A 19,911-nucleotide genomic window follows, 5' to 3' on the forward strand; every position below is an offset into this window, starting at 1 on the left:
ATCCGGGTTCTCCACGTGAACGGGCGGGCTCGGCCTTGCACCGAGCCCGCCGCTCCCACTCCACCCGTTCCTGATCGCTCGCTGTGACGCTCACCCGGTTCGGCGTACGTCGTTGCCCGCGAACGTCAGGAACACCAGGAGCTGCGTCACGCCACCGGCTAGCGCTGCAGTGTCAGTACGCCCGGCCGGTAAGGGATGAGGCCGTAGTCCAGGCCGTCGATGTTGGGGTCGTGCCCCTGGTAGAGGAACTGCAGGTTGCAGGGGTCGATGGTCTTGGTCTGGTCGGGGTTGGTGCGAACCAGATCGCCGTGGCTGATGTCGTTGGTCCAGGTCGCGCCGCTGTTGGCCTTGCCGGCGAAGGGGCTGGTCACGGTGTCGGCCTGCGGCTGCGGTGTCCACGTGCCGCCGAGACTGGTGGCCGTGAACGAGCGGAAGTAGCGACCATACCCTGTGTAATTCTGGGCCTCGACGATCATGAGGTACTGGTTCTGGCCCTGAACCTTGTAGACCTCGACCGCCTCGAACAGGTTGAGCGCCGAGTCGCTCATGATCTTCGTGAACGAACCGAAGGTGCCCGGGAAGTTGCCGATGGGCATGCTGGCGCGGTAGATGCCGCCCTCGTCGTCAGCGAAGAACATGTACATGTTCGTGTCGTCGCCGATGAGGGTCACGTCGAGGGGGCCACCCTTCGGGAGGGTGCCCGTGAACAGCTCCTGCTGCTCGGACCAGCCGTTGGGGTTGGTGGGGTCGCTCGAGGTGCGGTAGCCGAAGCTGTACGGCCAAGCCCCGTTGTAGGCGAGCACCCAGAGGTTCTTCGGGGCGAAGTAGAACAGCGTCGGCGCGATGCCGCCGAAAGGAATCGTGTTCTGGGTGGCGGTGGCCATGTCGGACCAGTTCGTGAAGGGGCTGAAGGCCATCAATCCCCAGCGCCCGTCGTCACCGGCGGAGGTGTTGTGCGTCGTGGCATAGACGACGTGCTTGCCGTTGTGGACGACGCTGGTGAAGTCCTTGAGCGAGGCCCACCCCGCCTTCGGCTGCGCCAGCGGGCCGGTCGATGTCCAGCGGTAGGTCGACGGAAGAGCACACGCGTTGCCCGTCCCGGACAGGCCGGTCCACTTCTGGTTGGCGCCGCCGGTGCACGACCAGATCTGCACCCCCGTGCCGTTGGCCTTGCCCCAGGCCGAGACGTCCAGGCACAGCCCGGACCGCACGCCGACGATCGTGCCGTCGGAGTTCACCCGCCACTGCTGGTTGTCACTGCCGGTGCACGTCCAGATCTGCACCGGGGTCCCGGCCGTGGTGGCGCCGCCCCGGACATCCAGGCACTTGTTGCCGTACACGGTCAGCTGGTTGCTGTCCGTCAACGTCCACTGCTGGTTGGTTCCGCCGTGGCAGTCCCAGATGTGCACGTTCGCGCCGTCGGTCTGGCTGACGCCAGCCACATCGAGACAGCGGCCGGAATCAACACTGCGCACGTCGCTGGTGGTGGCCGCTTGGGCCGGGCTGGCGACGAGCAGCGCCGCCAACGCGGCCAGGGCCGCAACCACCGCGGCGAGCACCGCGGACGGGCGTCTGAGACTGAAACTACGTCTGTGCATAAGGACCTCGTCATCCTTGAGCAAGCGACTCCGGCTTGGCCCGTCAGGGGCTGTCCGGGGGCGGTGTGGTGTGACCCTCGTTGCCCGATATATCGAACAAGGGTCGAAGTGTCGAGCAAAACTGGATAATAGGGTTCCGGTGATCAGCGTCAATACCTCTCGCGCAATTCGCGGGAAGAAACGTTCGCAGGCTGAAACCAGGCGGCTTCAAGTCCCGTGGTTGTGCGAGCCTTTGGCGGGTGGGGCAGGTGGCAGTGCGGGCGCGGGCTTGGTGATCATTACGGACCCCGACCAGGTCGCTCACCCGAGCCTCTGGTTCGGCTCGGTGCCCGACCCGTGCTCGCGGCGGGGCCGGTGGCACTCACTGACGCCGGTCCGGTCGACGTGCGCCCGCGGCGGTCGTCTGCGGTGCGGGGAGCGTCGAGAACTCGCCGAGCGGGGTGCGAGTGGCCGGGCGAGCAGTCCTGCTCATCCCGCACCGCAGCGACGCGGCCGATGAGGGCGCGCTGCCCGGCGACTACCGCAAGATCCTGGCGATCGTGCGGGAGGCCGACGGCCCGGTGCAGGTCAGGGCGGCCGGCGAGCGGCTGGGCCTGGACGCCTCGGTGCGCGGCAAGCTGGAGCCGCTGCGGGCGAAGATGACCAAGCTCGCCGACCGCGACTGGCTGCACAAGCGTCCCGACGGCAGGTTCACCGCATGCGCGCAGGCGTAGGGAGGCGGGCGCCGACGGGGCGTAACTCGCGGGCCCCCGGCGGCAGTTGAGTTTGGTGTGAAGAAAAACAACCATCCCGTCGAGGGCCCTGACGGCCTTGTCTGCACTGCCCGCCTGCCGCTGTCGAGTGCCACCCTGAACTGGCTCGCCGATCTGATACGCGGCCGCTGCAAGAAGATCAGATCACGGTGGCGGGCCCTGCCCTCGGGGAAGGTCGCCGCCATCGTGCTCGCGGTACTGCGCTGTGACCAGCGGCCGGGCGACCTGGCCGGCGGCAACGGGATACACCGCACCACCGTGACCCGGTGGGTTCGGGAAGTCGTCGGCCTGCTGGCCGCCCGCGCCCCGCGCCTGGACCGCGCCCTCAAAAAGATCGCCCACAAGGGTGGCGGGGTGGTGCTGTTGGACGGCACGCTGATCCGCACCCGGCGGCGCACCGGCAAAGAGAACCGGAAGAACTACTCCGCCAAGAGCAAATGCCATGGTCTGCTCGTCATCGCGCTCACCGACGACCGCGGCCGACTGCTCTGGGTCTCGGCGGCCCGGCCCGGACGCACCTCGGAGATCACCGCCTGCCGACACGACCAGCTCACCGCCAAGCTGCGGGCGGCCGGCCTCGGCGCCATCGCCGACCTGGGCTTCGTCGGGCTCGATGACAGCGGTCCCGACGCCGACCCGGCGGTGATCACCGGCTACAAGGCCGCCCGGAACCGGCCCCTGACCCGCGGCCAGAAGCTGTCGAACACCGCACTGGCAGCGGTCCGGGCACCGGTGGAGCACGGCTTCGCCCACCTCAAGAACTGGCGCGTGCTCGGCAAGGTCCGCACCGACCCGACGTGGGCGACCGCCCTGGTCAGGTCCCTGCTCGTCCTCACAAACCGCGAAGCTTCCCGGTGACCGACGATCTTCACCGAAGTCATCCACCCACGACCAGCACGAGCATCCCGAACCCCACACACACCAGAACCGTGACCAGCAACTTCACGATGCACAGTGCCCACTCGTTGAGCGCGGCCAGTTCGGCGGCCTCTGGGCGCAGGGCGCGGCCCACAAGGCGGCGGGCATCGCCGGCGCCAGGGTGCTGCAGGACGCCAAGCCGTCCATCGCCGGTTCCGTGGTCCGTTTCGCCGAGACGCACCCCTCCGACGATGCCGAGGTCGCCACGCAGCTGGTCGAGGTCATCGGTCTGATCCACGGCGAGGCCGCGTCCACCGCCGCCTGATCGATGTACGCATGATCGAGGGCCGAAGCCGCATAGGCTCCGGCCCTTCTTCCGGTTCCCGGCCTCAGCTCGCTCGCTCTTTCCGGTTCCCCGGTCTCAGCCCAGCTCGGCCGCGCGCCGCACCGCCGTGGCCACGAACTGCTCGATCCAGGCCGCCTGCTCACCCGTGCGCGGACCCAGCATCACCGTCTCGATGCCGAACTTGGCGTAGCCCTCGATGTCCCGGACGAACGCCTCGACGACGTTCTCGACCGGAGCGTCGCCCATGCAGATCGGAGTCGAACATCTCCGGCACGTGCTCGGCCGCGGTCGTCCATGGACAGGAAGGAACTCGCCACAAGACCAGGCTCGGCGGATTCCTGCGCGACGCGAGTAGTACGCCTTCGATTCCCGCGTCGGCCGGATCACCGAAGTCCGCGACTGCTACACCTTCACGCCGCTCCGCGCGGATGGCCGGTCCCAGGTCGAGCTGGAGAACTTCGACTGCGGCGCCTGCTGGGGCTACCGCCCGTCCTGCCCGGTGCATCGCCCGCATGCGGACGCCGAGTACGCCAGGAGCGGTGGTGCACAGGCCACCGGCTGCACAGTGACTCGCCGACAAAGCAGGCCGCTGCAGGAGCCGGCACCCGCGGTCGGCCGTTCTCGGGCCGAGGCCGCACACCTGGTGTCAGTGTGCGGCCCCTGGATGGTTGGCTCGCCGGAAGGACGGACCTCAGCCAGCCAGTGCGTGGAAGCCGCGTTGGAAGTAGACGGTCGCCGGGTCCTGTCCGAGTCGGACGTCGTGCACGCGTCCCACCAGGATGGTGTGGTCGCCGGAGACGTGACGGTCGTATGCGGAGACGTGCAGGCGCGCCGACGCGTCGGGTAGGTAGGGCACGCCCTCGGGGTCGAGGTGGAACTCGTCGCCGGCGAACTTGTCCGCGCCGCGGGTCGCGAACCGGCGGGCGAGCGGTTGGTGGCCGTCGTTGAGGATGTTGATGGTCCAGTGCGTGGAGCGCTCGAACACCGGGTGGCACTCGGCGGTCCGGGACAGGCACACCAGGACGAGCGGCGGTTCGGCCGAGACCGAGGAGAAGGCGCTCGCGGTGAACCCCCAGGGACGTCCGTCCTCATCCACCGTGGTCACGATGGTGACGCCGCTGGGAAATGAGGCCATGGCCTCCCGGAAGCGTCCGGCGAGTTCGAGGTCGTCGGGTCCGGTCATGGGAGTTTCTCTTCTTGTACCGCGCTGGGCGAGGCGGTCATTGCCGGCGAGCCTGTCAGACACGGACGTAGACCTCCATGCCGGGGACTTCTCCGGCCAGGTGGTAGCCGCCGACGAAGTACTGTGCCGCATCGACCTTGGGGTCGTGCTGGGAGAAGGTGCGGATGTTGCGCCAGAAACGGTCGATGTTGTATTTGGCGGCGGCGCTGCGGGTCCCGGTGAGGTCGACGATCCCGGACGCGACCTCGACGGCGATGCTGGTCGCGGCGGTCTTGGCGGAGAGCGCGTCGATCATGAGCTGGGCGATCTCGGTTTTGTCGTCGGCGTTCTCCACGGCACGGACGAGTTCCATCAGCAGGGCTCGGGCCGCGTCCAGCTTGATGCGGAACTCGCCTATGCGCCGGCGGACGAACGGGTCGGTCTGGATCGAGTCGTAGATCTTCACGGTGGGAGTGGTGGAGGCCCTGACGTAGTCGATCGCCGCGTCCAGTGCCCCGTAGGCAGGGCCGAGAACGATGATCGCCTGGCCGGCCTGTGCCACGGGGAACAGTAGGGGGTCGCGCGTGGCCTGGACGGTGTACCAGCCGTCGGGGACGAAGACGTCGTCGTAGGTGATGCGCTGGCTCTGGGTGCCGCGCATGCCCATGACGTCCCAGTCGCCGTGGAGGCGAACGGCCAGGGCATCGAGCGGGATCAGGGCGGTGACCAGGGACGTCGAGCCCTCCAGTTGGGCGGAGACGCTCGCGTAGCCCTCGGCCGCGCTGCCGCTGTTGCTGTTGAAGGACTTGGTGCCCTTGACCAGCACGCCGCCGTCGACCTTGCGCGCGGTGGTCGGGCCGGTGGCGACACCGGTCTCGGAGGCGGACGCGACGAAGCGGAACCTCCGGCCGGTGGCGATGTCATCTGCCACCTGACGCTTGGTCGCTTCGGGAAGATCGCTGCTGAAGAGCTCGGCCAGGACAACGGAGCCGACGACGGTGTTGAGCAGGACGGCGGCGTCTCCTCGACCGATAGACAGATAGATCTTGTACAGGGCCTCCAGGCCGAACGCGACGCTGCCGTCGCTGTACCCGCCGTATGCGGCCGGGACCTGCAGACGCCAGAAGCCGGCTTCATTGAGCAGCTTCATCGCCTCCGTCGGGTCCTCACTCAGGCTGTCCGAGCGGTTGCCGATTTCAGCCAGCCGGGGAACGAGTTCCGCAGCTTTGTCAACAAGCTCCTGAATTTCACTGTCCGTGATTTTCGATTTCTGTCCCATGGCTTTCTCCTCAGAACGGCGGCACCGGGAAATTCCTCGTGTTGACCGCGCCATGAGCATCACGGTATGAGTGACTATCCATAGAAGCAAATAGTTCATTTGCTTACGTGCTATAGAATGCTTCTATGGGTCACGTGAGGAGAAACCGATGAACCTGCGCCAGTACGAATACGCCTTGGCCATGGCCGAAGAGGGCTCTGTCACTGCGGCCGCCGCCCGACTCGGCGTCGCCCAGCCCACGGTCTCCCATCAGGTCGCGGCGCTGGAGAAGGATCTCGGCGTCCGCATCTTCACCCGGATCCCGCGCGGAGTCGCGGTGACCGTCGCCGGGCGGGCCTTCCTCAAAGAGGCCGAGATCGCCGTGAGCGCCGCCCGCCGAGCCCGCGCCGCGGCACGTGCCAGCGGAGGCGATCTGACGGGCGAAATCCTCGTGGTCGCCTCAACCGGCCTGGCGACCAACCAGCTTGCCGCCGCCCTGGGAGAGTTGCGGTGCATCCATCCGCGCCTTCATGTGACTCTCGTGGAAGAACCCACGCCGGTGGAGATGGAACACCTCGACCACTTGGGTACGGTCGATCTGGTGCTGTACCACCACCTCGCACCCGAGTGCGGCTACGACGTCCACGAACTGGGCGAGGAGCCGTATGCCGTGATCCTTCCTCCCCAACACCCCCTGCACCGGGCAGACTCCGTACGACTGGAGGACCTGGCCGGCGAGGGCTGGGTGCGGTTCACCCGTGGCGGCCTCCTGGACGAACAGATCGGCCAGGTTCTCAGGCGCGTCGGGATCACTCCCTCGACCGTGGCACGCGCCTCTCAGATCGCCACGGCGGTACAACTGGTCGCGCATGGCCTGGGTGTGACCATGGTCCCCGCCTCCACCGTCCCGCCCCCCTATACCCAGCTGGTCAGGCCGCTGGCCCCCGCCCTCTCCGAACGGGTCCTGGTCGGCGTGCGTCACGACCCGGGGCCAGCCGAAACCGCCCTGCTGGACCTCCTTCGCCAACAGGACTGGTCAACGCCCGCTGCCTTCAGCAGCGCGCGGGCCCTTGCCGCCTCCTCGGCGTGACGCCGACCGGGCTTCCGTGCGCCGCTGAGGAAGTGTCTTGTCGTGGCGGGTGGCCAGCCTCCGCCCTTCCTTGAGCTTGTTGATGGCGCGCTCGACTGTGTTGCGGTCTTTGTAGAGCGTGGCTTCGTGGCTGCTCTACCTGATGCATGTCAGCAGCGAGGACCCGGACGTGGTCTGGATGTGCGCATGCTTCGCCGACGAGGCGGCCTTCGAGCGCGCCGTGTCGCTGGTGCGCGCGGAGGTCACCAAACGCCTCCGCGAACTCTGCGGCGCGGGGACGGAACACGTACCGGCTCGGCCTGGTCGCCGGGAAGGGGCACCCCCGCGGCGCCTTGGGACAACGACGCGTGCCGACGGTCAGGCGCCGCAGGCCCCGTTTCCGCCGAGGCTGATCATGGCGCGGTACAGCTGCTCCTCGGTGAGCGGCGGCGCCGGCAGCGGGTGGGCGCGGTCGGCTCGGAAGCCGTCGAGCAGAAGGTAAAGGTGGCGGCGCCAGGCGTCCGGGGCGATGGCGTGGGTGGCCTCGGTGACGCGGCTGTGCGACCAGATGACGAAGGCAAGGTCCTCGGGGGTGAGGTCGGGGCGCAGGCTGCCCTGCTGCTGCGCACGCTCGACGATGTGTACACCGAGTTCGCGGATGCGGGTCTGGGCGCCCGCCAGGCAGGCGCTCTCCGGCAGCCGTATGGAGGCCAGGTCGTTGAACCCGCGGTCCTGTGACTGGAGTTCGCACATGGTCTCCAGGAAGTGGCACAGCCCCGCCCAGGCGTTGTCCATGGTGACGGCCTTCTCGGCGGCCTCCCGCCAGGCGGCCAGCTTCTCGGCGAAGGTCGCCTGCACCAGGTCCAGCCGGGTGGGGAAGTGCCGGTACAGCGTGCCGATGGCCACCCCGGCCCGCTTGGCCACCTGCTCCAGGGGTGCCTCCATGCCCTGCTCGGCGAAGCAGGAGCGGGCCGCGGTGAGCAGTGCCTCGCGATTGCGCTGCGCGTCGCGCCGCAGGGGGCGGCCAGGGGCCGGGTTCCCGGCGGAGGCGGACGGACGGTCGATGGCCATGTCCCACAGCCTACCAACCGGAGGGGTGCCTCACATTCTCTGCTACGATCCAAGAACATGAGGCTGCCCTCGACTTTCAGTCCTGACCGCTGTCGTGGCGGGAGGTGCCCCTCATCCGTCCAGCCCGTCCGACCAGAGGAGCACCATCCATGCCCGTCATCGCCGTCATCGGGGCAGGCCCCGGACTGGGCCTGTCCATCGCCCGCCGCTTCGGAACGGAGGGTTTCCAGGTCGCCCTGGTCTCCCGGACCCAGGACAAGCTCGACGCGCTCGCCGCACAGCTCGCCGAGGACGGCATCGAGGCCGCGGGCTTCGCCGCGGACGTGACGCGTCCCGACTCGCTGCAGTCGGCGCTCGCCGCGGTCGCCGACCGGTTCGGGGCCGTCGACGTACTGGAGTACTCGCCCGCCGACCCCACGTTCGCCGGCGCCGCCGCCGTCGACGCCACGGCGCAGGACCTCCACAAGCAGCTCGACTACTACCTGTACGGAGCGGTCGCCGCGGTCCGTCAGGTGCTGCCCGCCATGCTCGAACGCGGCAGTGGCACCCTGCTGTTCTCCACGGGCGCCTCCTCCATCCGGCCGAGCGGCGGTGCGTTCGGCAGCATCGGCGTCGCGGCGGCGGCCCTGCGCAACTACGCCATGGCCCTGGGCATCGACCTCGCCGAGCGCGGGGTGCACGCCGCGCACGTGGCGATCGGGGTGTTCATCGGCAGCGGTCCCGGCACCGAGCCCGAGACCATCGCCGAGCACTACTGGGACGCGTACACCAAGCGCGACCAGGCCGAGATCGTCCACACCGTCCCCGGCGGCATCCGGTGAGCACCTCCGGCACACCCGCGGCGAACACGGCCAGGCCACCCATGGTGAAGATCTTTAGAGCCGCCAACAAGGTCGTACGGCCGCTGCTCGCCTCCCGCTTCCACAAGCCGCTGAGCGGACGCCTGATGCTGCTCACGTACAAGGGGCACAGGACGGGCCGCGAATTCACGGTCCCCATCGGCTACTTCGACTGGGGTCCCGGCACGGTGCTCGCCATGTCCTCCCAGCTCGGCTGGATCCCCAGCATGCGCCAAGGGCCCGCCGTCCGGCTGCGCATCCGGGGCCAGGACCACGGCGCCGTCCCGACGGTCGTCGAGGACCCTGAGAAAGTCGCCGCCCTGCTGGGTGAGTTCGGCCGGCGCAAAGGGCCCAAGGCCGCCAAGGGGCTGATGCTCGGCCTCCCAGGCGACCGGCAGCCCACCGACGACGAGCTGCGCACGGCCGCCGCGAAGACCCGCTTGGTCTGCTTCCGGATGGAGCCCGAGCGGCCGGGCCGGTAGCACTCGACCGGCTGATGCGGTCGACGGAGTTCCCCATCCCAGACACGCATCGCAGTTCTTGTGACACGTACCAGGCTTGGGAAAGGGTCAGCGCCGCGACCGCCTCGCGCGTCAGGTGATGCTGGTGGGGAGGCTCCGGACGGGGCTGGGCTGGGTGCTGTTGTCGGTGCGCCGGTCCAGCTCGGTGCGGAGTTCGTGGATGACCTGGGCATAGACGGCGACGCGCTCGCGGAGCCGGCCGTTGTCCTCCCGCAGTGCGCGGGCGACGGCTTCGGCGTCTGCTGGGCGGGCGTGCAGATGCTGGAACGCGGGCGGGATGCCGTTCGCCTCGGACTTTCGGCGGGTGAACTCTTCTTTCAAGTCGACGTGCTTATGCGTGAGGACCCAGCGCTTGACGCCTGCCTCTGCGGCGAGTTGCAGCGTGGTGAGCGCCCCCGTGGACCGGATTGGACGGCCGTCGAACAGCCGCTGGATCGCTGCGGTGATGGCGTCGCGTTCGGCGTCGCGGTCAGTGGCCATCGTGGGGTTCTCCAGTGTGGTCGTGGGCGGTGACGATGCGTTCCAGGCGGTCGAGCTCGTGCTGTTCGCGGGCGTGTCGGAAGGCGGGAGCCAGCGGGTCGTCGACGAGCGGCCGTAGCCGCTCGATCTGGACGTGGACGTGTTCGATGTCGCGATCGGTCCGCGCGATGTTGACGCAGTTCGGGCGGCAGTCGTCGAGGTCGGGGGTGCGGCGGGTGCCGTCCTCCTCGCTCCGCAGGCGGCAGGCTGCTCGCTTCGGGTCCAGGACGCAGGTCATGCCCTTGCCGGGGAAGATCTGCAAGTCGGGGTTGGTGAGCATGGCGTTGGCGTGCCGCTTGGTGCGCAGGACTCTCCCGGCGAAGCGCGTGGCGGCCTGGACGCGGTGCTGGTAGGTCTCGGCTGCCGGGCCGCTGACCTGCTCGCCTTCACGTAGGCGCTGGTGTGCGTCGGCGAGAGTGTCCAACCGGGCCAACCAGTCCTCAAACGCGAGGTCGTCGGGGAAGCCCGAGGCGTAGCTTCCGGCGTAGCCGAGGGTCATCTGGACGCGGAGATGTCCGTATTGGATCGCGGCGGCGACCAGGCCCCGCGGCCGGCGGACGATGAACCAGGCCAGAGTGCGGCGCAGGCGAGCGGAGTAGATGACCGGGTGGACCGGGTCGGGCGGGATGCGGTCACTGCGGCCGTGCTCGGTGCAGTAGGTCTCGACCCAGGCCAGGAACTCGGCGATGTCGTGGTTGATCCGGGTCTCCGACCGGGAGCCGCCGACGCGGCTGCGCAGGATGGTCGCGCCGTCGCGGCCGTCGGTGAACAACGTCGCCGGGAACAGCCAGGTGCTCGTGTGCAGCCGTTCCAGGACGGCGACGGCGGTAGCGACGACCTCGGTGACGACCCACGGATCGGCCCGGATCTCACCCTCAGGCATCTTGTCGCCGGCAGCGTCGCGGACACCTTTCCAGTGTCTGCCGCGCAGGAGGACCAGGCCGTGGGCTTGGTCTCGTTCGACGCAGCCGCGTTCCAGACTGAGGACTTCGCCTGCCCGCATCCCCGACAGGTAGCTGATCACGATGAAGCAGGCCGTGCCCAGGTGCCGGGGAAGGAAGCCGGCCTCGGTGTAGTCGATGGCCGCGTCGCGCCAGGGCCGGCCGTCCAACCGCCCGGTGACCGGCGCGTCCAGCGGTGCGCCCTCGATGACGGGCAGCCCCATCTCGGCGAGGCGGCACAACGTAGATGTGATGGTGTGGCCCTGACTCCTCCAATCCAGCCGAGGCTCGCCGAAGCGCGGAGGCAATGGGTCGCGGAAGAAAAGACGCAGGCCACTGCCCCCGCGGCGGCGACCCTTCGTGCCGCCCGTGCCCTCTTCCCCTCGGCGATCGACGACTCCTGGCATGCGGCGGCCGGCCCCAGCGATGCGGTCCCGCTCGATCTCCGCACGGACCTGCGCCTGGCCGCCACTCGCACTGCTCACACCTCCGTAGAAGTCGAAAGGTGAAAGGTGCCGCTCGGTGGCACCTCGCGGCTGGGCGAGACGTCCGGCACGGTCGCCCACCGCTCGGGTCAGGCCGCTGACGGAACGGCCAACGGCACAGCCTTGCTACGGACCGAGCGATGATCTCGGCACACCAGCAACGCCCCGACAGAGGAGTGCACTTCGGCCGGTGGCGGGGCTCCGGCTCGCCGCGCGCCTGCCTGACCAAGCACTACCGGTGTCACGCCACCTATTGACGCACCGCGAACCCGGCCATAGCCTCCCGCTACCGTTCGGGATGCGGACAATATTTCGCACAGCGCACACACTCGTCAGGAGGGGCCCCATGCAAAGAGGCATCATCGGGCTTGCCATAGCAGCGGTCACGTTCACGGTCGCGACCGGATGCGGATCCTCGTCTTCTACGACAGGCGGTTCCTCGCCCTCGGACGGGGACAAGGCAACGCAGGTCAAGGTAGGGGTCATTCCCATCGTCGATGTGGCGCCGCTGTATCTGGGAGAGAAGAAGGGCTTCTTCGGCAGTCGCGGCATCGAGCTGGAGTTGGTGACCGCCCAGGGTGGCGCCGCGATCATCCCCGGTGTCGTGAGCGGCGAGTTCCAGTTCGGGTTCAGCAATGTCACCTCGCTGATGATCGCGCAGTCCAAGGGAGTGCCGGTCAAGTCCGTGGTCAACGGTGTCGCCTCCACCGGCGTCACCGGGAAGGATGTCACGGGAGTCGCGGTCCAGAAGGACAGCGAGGTCAAGTCCGCGAAGGACCTCGCAGGGAAGACAGTGGCTGTCAACACCCTCAAGAACATCGGGGACACCACCGTCCAGGAGTCGGTGCGCAAGGACGGAGGAGACCCCTCGAAGGTCAAGTTCGTCGAGTTGCCGTTCGACCAGATGCCGGCCGCGCTGGACAGCGGACGGGTCGACGCCGCCTGGATGGCCGAGCCGGCGCTGACCATCGCCAAGGGACAGGGCGCCCGTGTCGTGGCGTCCCCGTTCGCCGACACCGACCCGAAGCTCACCGTCGCGACGTACTTCGCCTCCACCAAGCTGGCGCAGGAGGACCCCGAGCTGGTGAAGAAGTTCACCGAGGCGATGACCGAGTCCCTGGAGTACGCCGCGGAACACCCCGACGAAGCGCGCCAGATCCTCACCACCTACACCAAGATCAGCGGTGAGGTGCTGAAGAACCTGACGCTGCCGAGCTGGACCGCGGAGTACGACATGAAGTCCCTGGAGAAGCTCGCCTCCCTCGGCGAGCAGGACGGCCTCTTCGGCGGCAAGAAGCCCGACCTGGACGCCCTGTTCTCATGAGCGGTTCCCAGAGCACCTCTGTACTGACGAAGAGCGGCGGCGCCGTCGGGACCGTCAGCGGTCCCGACGGGCCGGACACGCGACGTGCCCGGCGCTCTCCGGGGAAGGCCGCCACGATGTTGCGTGGGGCAGCGGGCCTGGTGGGCCTGGTGGTCCTGCTTCAAGTGCTGCCCCACACCGGTCTGGTCTCCGCCGACTACCTCCCGCCCGCGTCGGAGATGGGCCGGGCCCTGTGGCAGGTGCTCGCCGAGGACGCGTTCTGGACCGCGCTCGGCGACACCTTGACCGGGTGGGGTATCGGACTGGCCATCGCCGTCGTGGCGGGCGTGACGGCGGGCATCGTGATCGGATCGGTGCCCGTGCTGCGGGCGGCGACCGCCTCGACGATCGAGTTCCTGCGGCCCATCCCGTCGGTGGCGCTGATCCCGGTGGCCGTACTGCTCTACGGCACGGACCTGAGATCGAAACTGCTGCTGGTGGTGTACGCCTCCTTCTGGCAGGTCCTCGTCCAGGTGCTGGCCGGGATGCAGGACGTCGACCCGGTCGCTGACGACACCGCCCGCAGCTACCAGCTGGGCACGTGGGGACGGGTGCGCCACGTCATGTGGCCCACCGCGCTGCCGTATGTGATGACGGGCGTACGGCTGGCCGCCACCGTGGCGCTGGTCCTGGCGATCACCGCCGAACTCGTCATCGGCTCGCCTGGGCTGGGCAACCAGATCGCTGTCGCCCAGACCTCCGGCGCGGTACCCGACGTCTACGCCCTGGTCCTGGTCACCGGGCTGCTGGGCATCGCGATCAACCTGGTGGCCCGTGCCGTCGAGCGGCGGGCGCTGCACTGGCATCAGTCCATCCGCAGGGAAGGGTAGCCGGATGATCCGGACGACTGTCCTCAACGCGGCCCGTCGGGCCTCGCTGGTCCTGGGCCTGCCCCTGGTCCTGTTCGGACTGTGGTGGTCCCTCACCGCCGGCAGCACCGACTTCTACAGCCCTCCGCTCTCCACCATCCTGGGGAGATTCGCAGACGTCTGGACGGGCGAGCGGCTGGCATCCGACGTGGTCCCCAGCGTGATGCGGCTGACCGCCGGCTATCTGCTGGCCGTCATCGTCGGAGTCGGGCTGGGGCTGGTGATCGGCATGAGCCGCCTCGTGCGCGACTTCCTGGAGCCGGTCATGGAGCTCTTCAGGGCCATACCGCCCCCGGTGCTGGTACCGATCATCATGCTCTTCGCGGGCATCGGCGACACCATGAAGGTGCTCGTCATCGTCAGCGGGTGCATGTGGCCGATCCTGCTCAACACGGTCGAGGGTGTCCGTGCCGTCGACGAGGTACTCAGCGACACCTGCCGCTCGTACGGCATCACCGGCACTCGACGCCTGTGGCACCTGGTACTGCGCTCGGCGAGCCCGCAGATCGTCACCGGCATGCGTCAGTCCCTGTCGATCGGCATCATCCTCATGGTCATCAGCGAGATGTTCGCCGCCAGCAACGGACTCGGGTTCGCCGTCGTGCAGTTCCAGCGGTCCTTCGCCATCCCCGAGATGTGGAGCGGCGTCCTGCTGCTCGGCCTGCTCGGTTTCGTCCTGTCGCTGCTCTTCCGGTTCACGGAGAACCGGGTCCTGGCCTGGTACCACGGCTTGCGCCGGGCTCAGCGCAATCCCTGACAAGGAGACGTCGATGCTCGACGTACGCAATCTGCAGAAGATCTACACCGGACGCAACCGCAGCGTCGAAGCTCTGCGGAACCTGACCTTTCATATCGCTGCCGGAGAACTGGTGTGTCTGGTCGGACCGTCGGGGTGCGGCAAGACGACTCTGCTGAAATGCATGGCGGGGCTGCTCGACCCCACCAGCGGCGAGGTCCGTCTGGAAGGCCGTCCCATCGCGGGACCGCCACCCGCCATGGCCGTCGTGTTCCAGGAGTACGGCCGGTCCCTGTTCGCCTGGATGAACGTGCGCGACAACGTGGCCCTGCCGCTTCGCCGCAAGAAGCTGGGCAAGGCCAGGGAGAACGAACTGGTCGACCACGCGCTGGAGGTGGTCGGTCTCGCCGATGCCCACCACGCCTACCCCTGGCAACTCTCGGGAGGAATGCAGCAGCGCGTCGCGATCGCCCGCGCCGTCGCGTTCGAACCGAAGGTGCTGCTGATGGACGAGCCGTTCGCAGCCGTCGACGCACAGACGCGCGCCGAGCTGGAGGACCTCATCAGGCGCCTGTGGCACGACCTGGGCGTCACCGTCCTGTTCGTCACCCATGACATCGACGAAGCGGTCTACCTCGGCCAGCGGACCATCATCCTGTCCAAGTCGCCGACCGTCGTGCAGGAGGATCTGACCATCGATCTCCCCGACGAGCGCGACCAGCTGCACACCCGCTCCAGCACGCGATTCGCCGAACTGCGCGCGCACGTCTACGAACAGATCCAACGCGCGAAACACCTCAGCGGCGACACGGACACGGAGGCGCCCGACCGCAGCAAGGACTTCGCCGCACAGGAGGCCGGGGCCTGACACACCGCACGGCACCGGGCCGGCCCGTGACACTGCACGCACCCCTGGTGATGCGCCATGAGGTACGGCGGCGCGCGCGGTGGTCGGCTCGGTGCTCTCCGCCCCTCCAACCTGTCATTCGAACCGTGAAGAAGTGGGCAACGCCATGGCGTTCAGTTCAAGAGTCCAGGCCAGAGGCATCCAACTGCTGCTCGGCCGCATGATGTCCCGCGTGCACAAGGACCTGCGCTTCACCGACGTCCCCAAGCGCACCGAAACCCTCCGGGTGGAGACCGGTGCCGGACCGGTGACCTGCACCGTCTACCGCCCGCCGGCCACGACCGGATCCCTCGCTCCCGCGTACGTCAACTTCCACGGCGGTGGTTTCGTGGTCGGCCGCCCGGAGCAGGACGACCACATCTGCCGCTCCATCGCCGCCACGGCCGGCTGTGTGGTGATCAACGTGGACTACGCCGTCGCCCCGCAGCGGCAGTTCCCCGTTCCCGTGACCCAGGCGTACGACGTCACCGCGTGGGTCGCCGAGCACGGTCCCGAGGGCGGCTGGGACGGTTCGCGCCTCGCGGTGGGCGGGCACAGTGCCGGAGCCAACCTGACCGCCGCGGTCTGCCGCCTGGCCCGGGACCGCGGCACCTTCTCGCCCCGCCTCCAGATCATCGACTCCGCACCGCTCGACCAGCTCGCCGACCCGGCCACCAAGCAGTCCCTCATAGCCAAACCGCTGCTCAGCCCTCAGCTCATGCGGATCTTCACCGCCGCCTACGTCCCGAATCCCGCCGACCGCGCGCATCCCCTCGTCTCTCCCGCACTCTCCGACGACCTCGCCGGACTTCCTCCCGCCCTGGTCATCACCGCGGAGAACGACCGCCTGCGCGACGAAGGCGACGCCTATGCCAAGGCTCTGGAGGCCGCCGGCGTCCCGGTCACCCACCGTGTCTTCGAGGGGGTCGACCACTACTTCACCCACACCGGCCCGGTGCCGGCGGCGAAACAGGCCATCGATCTGATGGCCACCACCTTGCGCAGCGCACTCAACGACTGACACCGGCGCTCCGGTCGGCGACGCATTCAGGGACGAGCGGGCGGGGACGGCCTCCCGCCCATCGACGGCTCACTCCCGGAACACGCACTCATATCAGGGATTCCTGCTGCGCCGGTTTCTGATCGAGACAACCGCGCTCCGTCGCCCGTTCCTGGCGGAGCGACCCGGACTCCCAGGCCCTCTGGAGGACTGATCGGCTACTGTTGCCTGCACCGAAGCAAGGAGTGACGGCATGACGGCCGAGGTCGCGGCCAGTGAGGTGGACGGCGCCGCAACGGAGCAGGTGCCCACCGAGGCGGTCGGCCCTCTGATACGTGGGATCGCCGTCCTCAAGGCTCTTGCGGACGCCGGCGGGCAGGAGGACCTGCAAGAGCTCGCGAACCGCACCAGCCTCGCACGGGCCACCCTCGACCGCATCACCGTCACCCTCGGCGCCATGGGCTACGTCCACATCGAGGGGCGTAGAGCCGTGCTGGCCCCGCCACTGATGGAGCTGGGCAACGCTTACCTGACTGCTGCCAGGATTCCCGAACTCCTGGGACCACGGGCCGACGCGCTGGCCGAGGAACTGGACGAGGGGGTCACCCTGACCGTGCCGGACCGGCACGGCGCCCATTTCGTCCACTCGGCGGAGCGCGACCGGCGGATGGGAATCGTCTGCAGCATCGGCGACAGGCTGCCACTCGACGCCTCGGCGCCGGGCGCGCTGCTGGCCGCCACCTGGAGCCCCGCCGAATGGGAACACCACCGGGCGCACCACCCCTGCGTGCGCGGCGCGAAACTCATCGAGGCGTGTACGGACGATCTCCGCGAACGCGCCACCGCCGCGAAAGCCAACGGCTGGTCCCTCGACGACCAGTGGCTGGAGCCCGGCCTGATCGCCCTCGGCCACCCCGTCCATGCCCCGGACGGGGACCTGGTGTGCGTGGTGAACGTGGTCAGCCTCATCGGACGCTACCCGAGCGCGGAAGCGCTGGCACGGGCCGCGCTGCCCGCTGTGCGGAGCGCCGTGGCGGACATGGAACAACAACTGCGCACACCGCCGCCGGAACCACCGGCCGCGGCGGTCAGACCACTGCTCGATACCGAAGTCTCCAAGCCCGGGCGCGGAATCATCGAGTCCCTCGTCCGCGGCCTGAGCGTGCTGACCGCCTTCGGCCCGGGCCGCGACGCCCTCAGGAACGCCGAGATAGCCCGTCTCACCGGCCTGCCACGGGCAACCGTACGGCGCGCGCTGATCACGCTGGACCACCTCGGGTATGTCACCGGTCAGGACGGGCTGTACCGGCCCAACGCCGCGATCCTCTCGCTGGGCTACGCCCCGTTGTCGCGTCTGTCTCTGGCGCAATTGGCCCAACCCCATCTCACGGCCCTGTCCCACCGGCTCTCCGACTCCGCGTCCATGACAGTGCTCTCCGGTTCGGAGATCCTTTACGTCGCCCGCGCTGCCCCCGCCCGCCTGATGACGGTCCACGCCACAGTGGGCACACGACTGCCCGCGTACGCCACCGCGATGGGCCGCGTACTGCTCGCCGGCCTGCCCAGGAACGAATGCGCCGCGATCCTCGCCTCCTCAGCTCCGACGTCCCTCACCGCGCAGACGGTGACGGATCTCAATGAACTGATCCGGCTTGTCGCACAGGCCGACGACGACGGATACGCCCTGCTCGACGGGGAACTCGAAGTCGGTCTGCGCTCGATGGCCGTGCCGGTCCGCAGCCGGGACGGCAAGGTGCGCGCCGCGATCAACGTCGCCATGCACTCCAGTCGGCGTTCGGTCACCGAATGCCTCGAGGAGGTCCTGCCCGCGCTCCACGCCGCGGCGGCAGGTATCGAACGTGACCTGGGGCCGGTCTCCTCGACCAAGACCTGACGGCGCCACCGCCGCGTGACGGCCGGGGTGTTCGGCGCAGGATCGCGTGAGCGCCGGAGCGCGCCTCCGCCCGTGACATGCGCCCGTCACTAGCCGGGTGAGGGCAGCCGAAGCCCTCGCAGTGGCGCTGTCGCCGGCCCGCTGCCGGTGGGTCGTGAGCCCGTGCATCTTCACCACCATTGACACCCGCTTGGTGCCAGACCCAAACTCATGCCAGCCGTCCAACGAATTAAATTTCGTCAGGCGAACGCGGTTCATCTGCTTCAAGTAATCCGGCCATCCCGGCTGTTCGGCATCCGAGCCGCCGGCCGCTTCCCACTCGAAGAGGAGTGAGCATGAGGATCCGGCATCGACGAACTACGCGGTTGCGTATTGGTCGCGCTCTCATGGCGCTGGCGGCATCTGTCATCGCCTTGGGGGTCACCATGGCCCCCGGTCATGCGGCCCCCGCCCCCGGACCCGACGAGGTGAGAGTGGCCAGGGACATCGCCTACGCGCCGGCCCAGCCGGCCGACAGCCAGGGCCACCTGTTGGACCTGTACATCCCCCGGTCGCAGCGGCCGGTTCCGTTGGTGATCTTCACGGGAGGCTCGGCGTGGATGGCCGACAACGGCCGACAGGGCGCTGACCAGGTCGCCGCCCAGCTCAACCCGCATGGGTTCGCGGTGGCGGGTGTGTCGGTCCGTTCCAGCTCACAGGCCGAGTTCCCGGCCCAGCTCCACGACATCAAGGGCGCCATACGCTGGCTGCGGGCGCACGCCCAGGTTTACCACCTCGACCCTCGACGCTTCGCGATCATGGGTGATTCCTCGGGGGGCTGGACCTCGGCGATGGCCGCGGTCACCGGAGACCTCCCGCGACTGGAGGGAGACGTGGGAGTGCGCGGTCCGTCCAGCGCGGTACAGGCGGCCGTGCCGTTCTACCCGCCGACTGATTTTTCCCAGATGGATGCGCACATGCTGGACGACTGCAAGGTGTTCAACCAGCTCCTGGGGACGACCGACTGCCACTCGGACGCACGCTCACCCGAATCGCGGCTGCTCGGCTGTCCCATCAAGGACTGCCCGGACAAGGTCGCGGCCGCGAACCCTCTCACCTACGTCACCGACCGGCCCCTGCCCCCGACGCTGATCTTCCACGGCGAGCAGGACCCCTTGGTGCCTTACCACCAGGGCCGACTGCTGCGCGACGCCCTGGCCTCCGCCAAAGCCAATGTGCGTATGATCTCCCTCCCGCACGCCGGTCACGGTCCGATTTCCAGCATGCTGGGCGACCCCGACACCCGCCGGGACGCCTACGAGGAATACGCACGGCACGGTCACACCACGCCGCCTGTTCCCGTGACACCGTCGTGGCAGACCATCGTCTCCTTCCTGACGTCCGAGTTGCGTCCCGCGGCGAGGTAGGCCCACCGCAAGGCGACCTCACGATGCACACCGCTCAGCGGGGCGGATACCGGCGGCGGCGCCCAGTGCCGTGGATACCCGGTACTCGGCCAGGACACCGTGCACGGTGTTGCCGGCCAGGTGGGAGCATGCCCGGCTCCAGAACTCGTCGAGTCTGCCTGCAGCTTCGCCGTTGGCCCGTATCGGCTCGTTGCCGCTCCGGCGCCTGATGACCAGAGGACCAAGAGCGGCTTTGCTCATGATCTCCTCCTGGCAACGGCCTGCGGCGAATGGCGCTCAGCCTGCCGGCAGCCACTGACAGAGGAGGTGGGCCCACCCCGACCCGGGAGCCGCAGTCA

20 protein-coding genes and 2 pseudogenes are annotated in these 19,911 nt (G+C 68.7%); 13 read left to right on the forward strand and 9 right to left on the reverse strand.

What is annotated here, in order from left to right; translation table 11 throughout:
- Positions 1-158 precede the first annotated feature (158 nt).
- Positions 159-1,598, reverse strand: a complete 1,440-nt coding sequence (locus tag STRBO_RS0101550; RefSeq protein ID WP_020113669.1) for a non-reducing end alpha-L-arabinofuranosidase family hydrolase — start codon at positions 1,596-1,598, stop codon at positions 159-161.
- 446 nt (positions 1,599-2,044) lie between these two features.
- On the opposite strand from STRBO_RS0101550, the gene STRBO_RS0101555 reads away from it, so the two are divergent.
- From STRBO_RS0101555 to STRBO_RS44315, 3 genes and pseudogenes are all read left to right on the forward strand, one after another.
- Positions 2,045-2,311 carry a hypothetical protein gene (locus tag STRBO_RS0101555; protein WP_005483525.1) on the forward strand — a complete coding sequence of 89 codons (267 nt, stop codon included), beginning with the start codon at positions 2,045-2,047 and terminating at the stop codon, positions 2,309-2,311.
- 57 nt (positions 2,312-2,368) lie between these two features.
- Positions 2,369-3,208 carry a transposase family protein gene (locus STRBO_RS0101560; protein WP_005483527.1) on the forward strand — a complete coding sequence of 280 codons (840 nt, stop codon included), beginning with the start codon at positions 2,369-2,371 and terminating at the stop codon, positions 3,206-3,208.
- A 115-nt stretch (positions 3,209-3,323) separates the two neighbouring features.
- A pseudogene (locus STRBO_RS44315) lies at positions 3,324-3,533 on the forward strand (FMN reductase); the annotation flags it as partial.
- 96 nt (positions 3,534-3,629) lie between these two features.
- Here the strand turns inward: STRBO_RS44315 and STRBO_RS0101575 are convergent.
- The 3 genes from STRBO_RS0101575 to STRBO_RS0101585 form a co-directional block, all read right to left on the reverse strand.
- On the reverse strand, positions 3,630-3,800 hold the full coding sequence (locus tag STRBO_RS0101575) for a hypothetical protein (protein WP_005483531.1): 171 nt from the start codon (positions 3,798-3,800) through the stop codon (positions 3,630-3,632).
- 445 nt (positions 3,801-4,245) lie between these two features.
- Positions 4,246-4,737 (reverse strand): flavin reductase family protein, encoded by a 492-nt coding sequence (locus tag STRBO_RS0101580; protein ID WP_005483533.1) that lies wholly within the window; start codon positions 4,735-4,737, stop codon positions 4,246-4,248.
- Between the two features lie 55 nt (positions 4,738-4,792).
- The gene (locus STRBO_RS0101585; protein WP_020113671.1) at positions 4,793-5,866 is read right to left on the reverse strand and encodes an acyl-CoA dehydrogenase family protein; all 1,074 of its coding nucleotides are present in this window, start codon (positions 5,864-5,866) and stop codon (positions 4,793-4,795) included.
- A 277-nt stretch (positions 5,867-6,143) separates the two neighbouring features.
- Here STRBO_RS0101585 and STRBO_RS0101590 point away from each other — a divergent pair, with 277 nt between their 5' ends.
- Positions 6,144-7,064 (forward strand): LysR family transcriptional regulator, encoded by a 921-nt coding sequence (locus STRBO_RS0101590; protein ID WP_005483536.1) that lies wholly within the window; start codon positions 6,144-6,146, stop codon positions 7,062-7,064.
- Between the two features lie 33 nt (positions 7,065-7,097).
- Here the strand turns inward: STRBO_RS0101590 and STRBO_RS45820 are convergent.
- A pseudogene (locus STRBO_RS45820) lies at positions 7,098-7,196 on the reverse strand (IS5/IS1182 family transposase); the annotation flags it as partial.
- 225 nt (positions 7,197-7,421) lie between these two features.
- Positions 7,422-8,114, reverse strand: a complete 693-nt coding sequence (locus STRBO_RS0101600) for a TetR/AcrR family transcriptional regulator (protein ID WP_005483539.1) — start codon at positions 8,112-8,114, stop codon at positions 7,422-7,424.
- A gap of 149 nt (positions 8,115-8,263) precedes the next feature.
- On the opposite strand from STRBO_RS0101600, the gene STRBO_RS0101605 reads away from it, so the two are divergent.
- A complete protein-coding gene (locus STRBO_RS0101605) occupies positions 8,264-8,935 on the forward strand; it encodes an SDR family NAD(P)-dependent oxidoreductase (RefSeq protein WP_005483540.1) in 672 nt (223 codons plus the stop codon).
- Positions 8,936-8,976: 41 nt separating this feature from the next.
- Positions 8,977-9,435, forward strand: coding sequence for a nitroreductase/quinone reductase family protein (locus tag STRBO_RS0101610; RefSeq protein ID WP_005483541.1), 459 nt, complete (start codon positions 8,977-8,979; stop codon positions 9,433-9,435).
- A gap of 111 nt (positions 9,436-9,546) precedes the next feature.
- On the opposite strand, the gene STRBO_RS0101615 is transcribed toward STRBO_RS0101610, so the two are convergent.
- On the reverse strand, positions 9,547-9,954 hold the full coding sequence (locus tag STRBO_RS0101615; protein WP_005483543.1) for a hypothetical protein: 408 nt from the start codon (positions 9,952-9,954) through the stop codon (positions 9,547-9,549).
- Positions 9,944-11,176: a hypothetical protein gene (locus STRBO_RS0101620; RefSeq protein ID WP_020113673.1), complete on the reverse strand. Its 1,233-nt coding sequence runs from the start codon at positions 11,174-11,176 to the stop codon at positions 9,944-9,946. Before STRBO_RS0101620 ends, STRBO_RS0101615 begins: the two co-directional genes overlap by 11 nt.
- A 589-nt stretch (positions 11,177-11,765) precedes the next feature.
- Here STRBO_RS0101620 and STRBO_RS0101630 point away from each other — a divergent pair.
- The 7 genes from STRBO_RS0101630 to STRBO_RS0101660 all read left to right on the forward strand — a co-directional run bounded on the left by STRBO_RS0101630 (position 11,766) and on the right by STRBO_RS0101660 (position 19,573).
- On the forward strand, positions 11,766-12,743 hold the full coding sequence (locus STRBO_RS0101630; protein WP_005483546.1) for an ABC transporter substrate-binding protein: 978 nt from the start codon (positions 11,766-11,768) through the stop codon (positions 12,741-12,743).
- A 116-nt stretch (positions 12,744-12,859) separates the two neighbouring features.
- Complete coding sequence (locus STRBO_RS0101635) at positions 12,860-13,612, forward strand: ABC transporter permease (RefSeq protein WP_028796412.1); 753 nt, start codon at positions 12,860-12,862, stop codon at positions 13,610-13,612.
- A 4-nt stretch (positions 13,613-13,616) separates the two neighbouring features.
- Positions 13,617-14,408 carry an ABC transporter permease gene (locus STRBO_RS0101640; RefSeq protein WP_005483550.1) on the forward strand — a complete coding sequence of 264 codons (792 nt, stop codon included), beginning with the start codon at positions 13,617-13,619 and terminating at the stop codon, positions 14,406-14,408.
- Positions 14,409-14,421: 13 nt separating this feature from the next.
- A complete protein-coding gene (locus STRBO_RS0101645) occupies positions 14,422-15,255 on the forward strand; it encodes an ABC transporter ATP-binding protein (RefSeq protein ID WP_005483551.1) in 834 nt (277 codons plus the stop codon).
- Between the two features lie 145 nt (positions 15,256-15,400).
- Positions 15,401-16,294: an alpha/beta hydrolase gene (locus STRBO_RS0101650; RefSeq protein ID WP_028796413.1), complete on the forward strand. Its 894-nt coding sequence runs from the start codon at positions 15,401-15,403 to the stop codon at positions 16,292-16,294.
- 232 nt (positions 16,295-16,526) lie between these two features.
- Positions 16,527-18,167: an IclR family transcriptional regulator domain-containing protein gene (locus STRBO_RS0101655; RefSeq protein ID WP_005483554.1), complete on the forward strand. Its 1,641-nt coding sequence runs from the start codon at positions 16,527-16,529 to the stop codon at positions 18,165-18,167.
- Between the two features lie 473 nt (positions 18,168-18,640).
- Positions 18,641-19,573 (forward strand): alpha/beta hydrolase, encoded by a 933-nt coding sequence (locus tag STRBO_RS0101660; RefSeq protein WP_245170568.1) that lies wholly within the window; start codon positions 18,641-18,643, stop codon positions 19,571-19,573.
- A gap of 18 nt (positions 19,574-19,591) precedes the next feature.
- Here the strand turns inward: STRBO_RS0101660 and STRBO_RS41175 are convergent, their stop codons facing one another.
- Positions 19,592-19,813, reverse strand: coding sequence for a hypothetical protein (locus STRBO_RS41175; RefSeq protein WP_005483558.1), 222 nt, complete (start codon positions 19,811-19,813; stop codon positions 19,592-19,594).
- Positions 19,814-19,911 lie beyond the last annotated feature (98 nt).

It is taken from the genome of Streptomyces bottropensis ATCC 25435, from assembly GCF_000383595.1.
Classification (GTDB): domain Bacteria; phylum Actinomycetota; class Actinomycetes; order Streptomycetales; family Streptomycetaceae; genus Streptomyces; species Streptomyces bottropensis.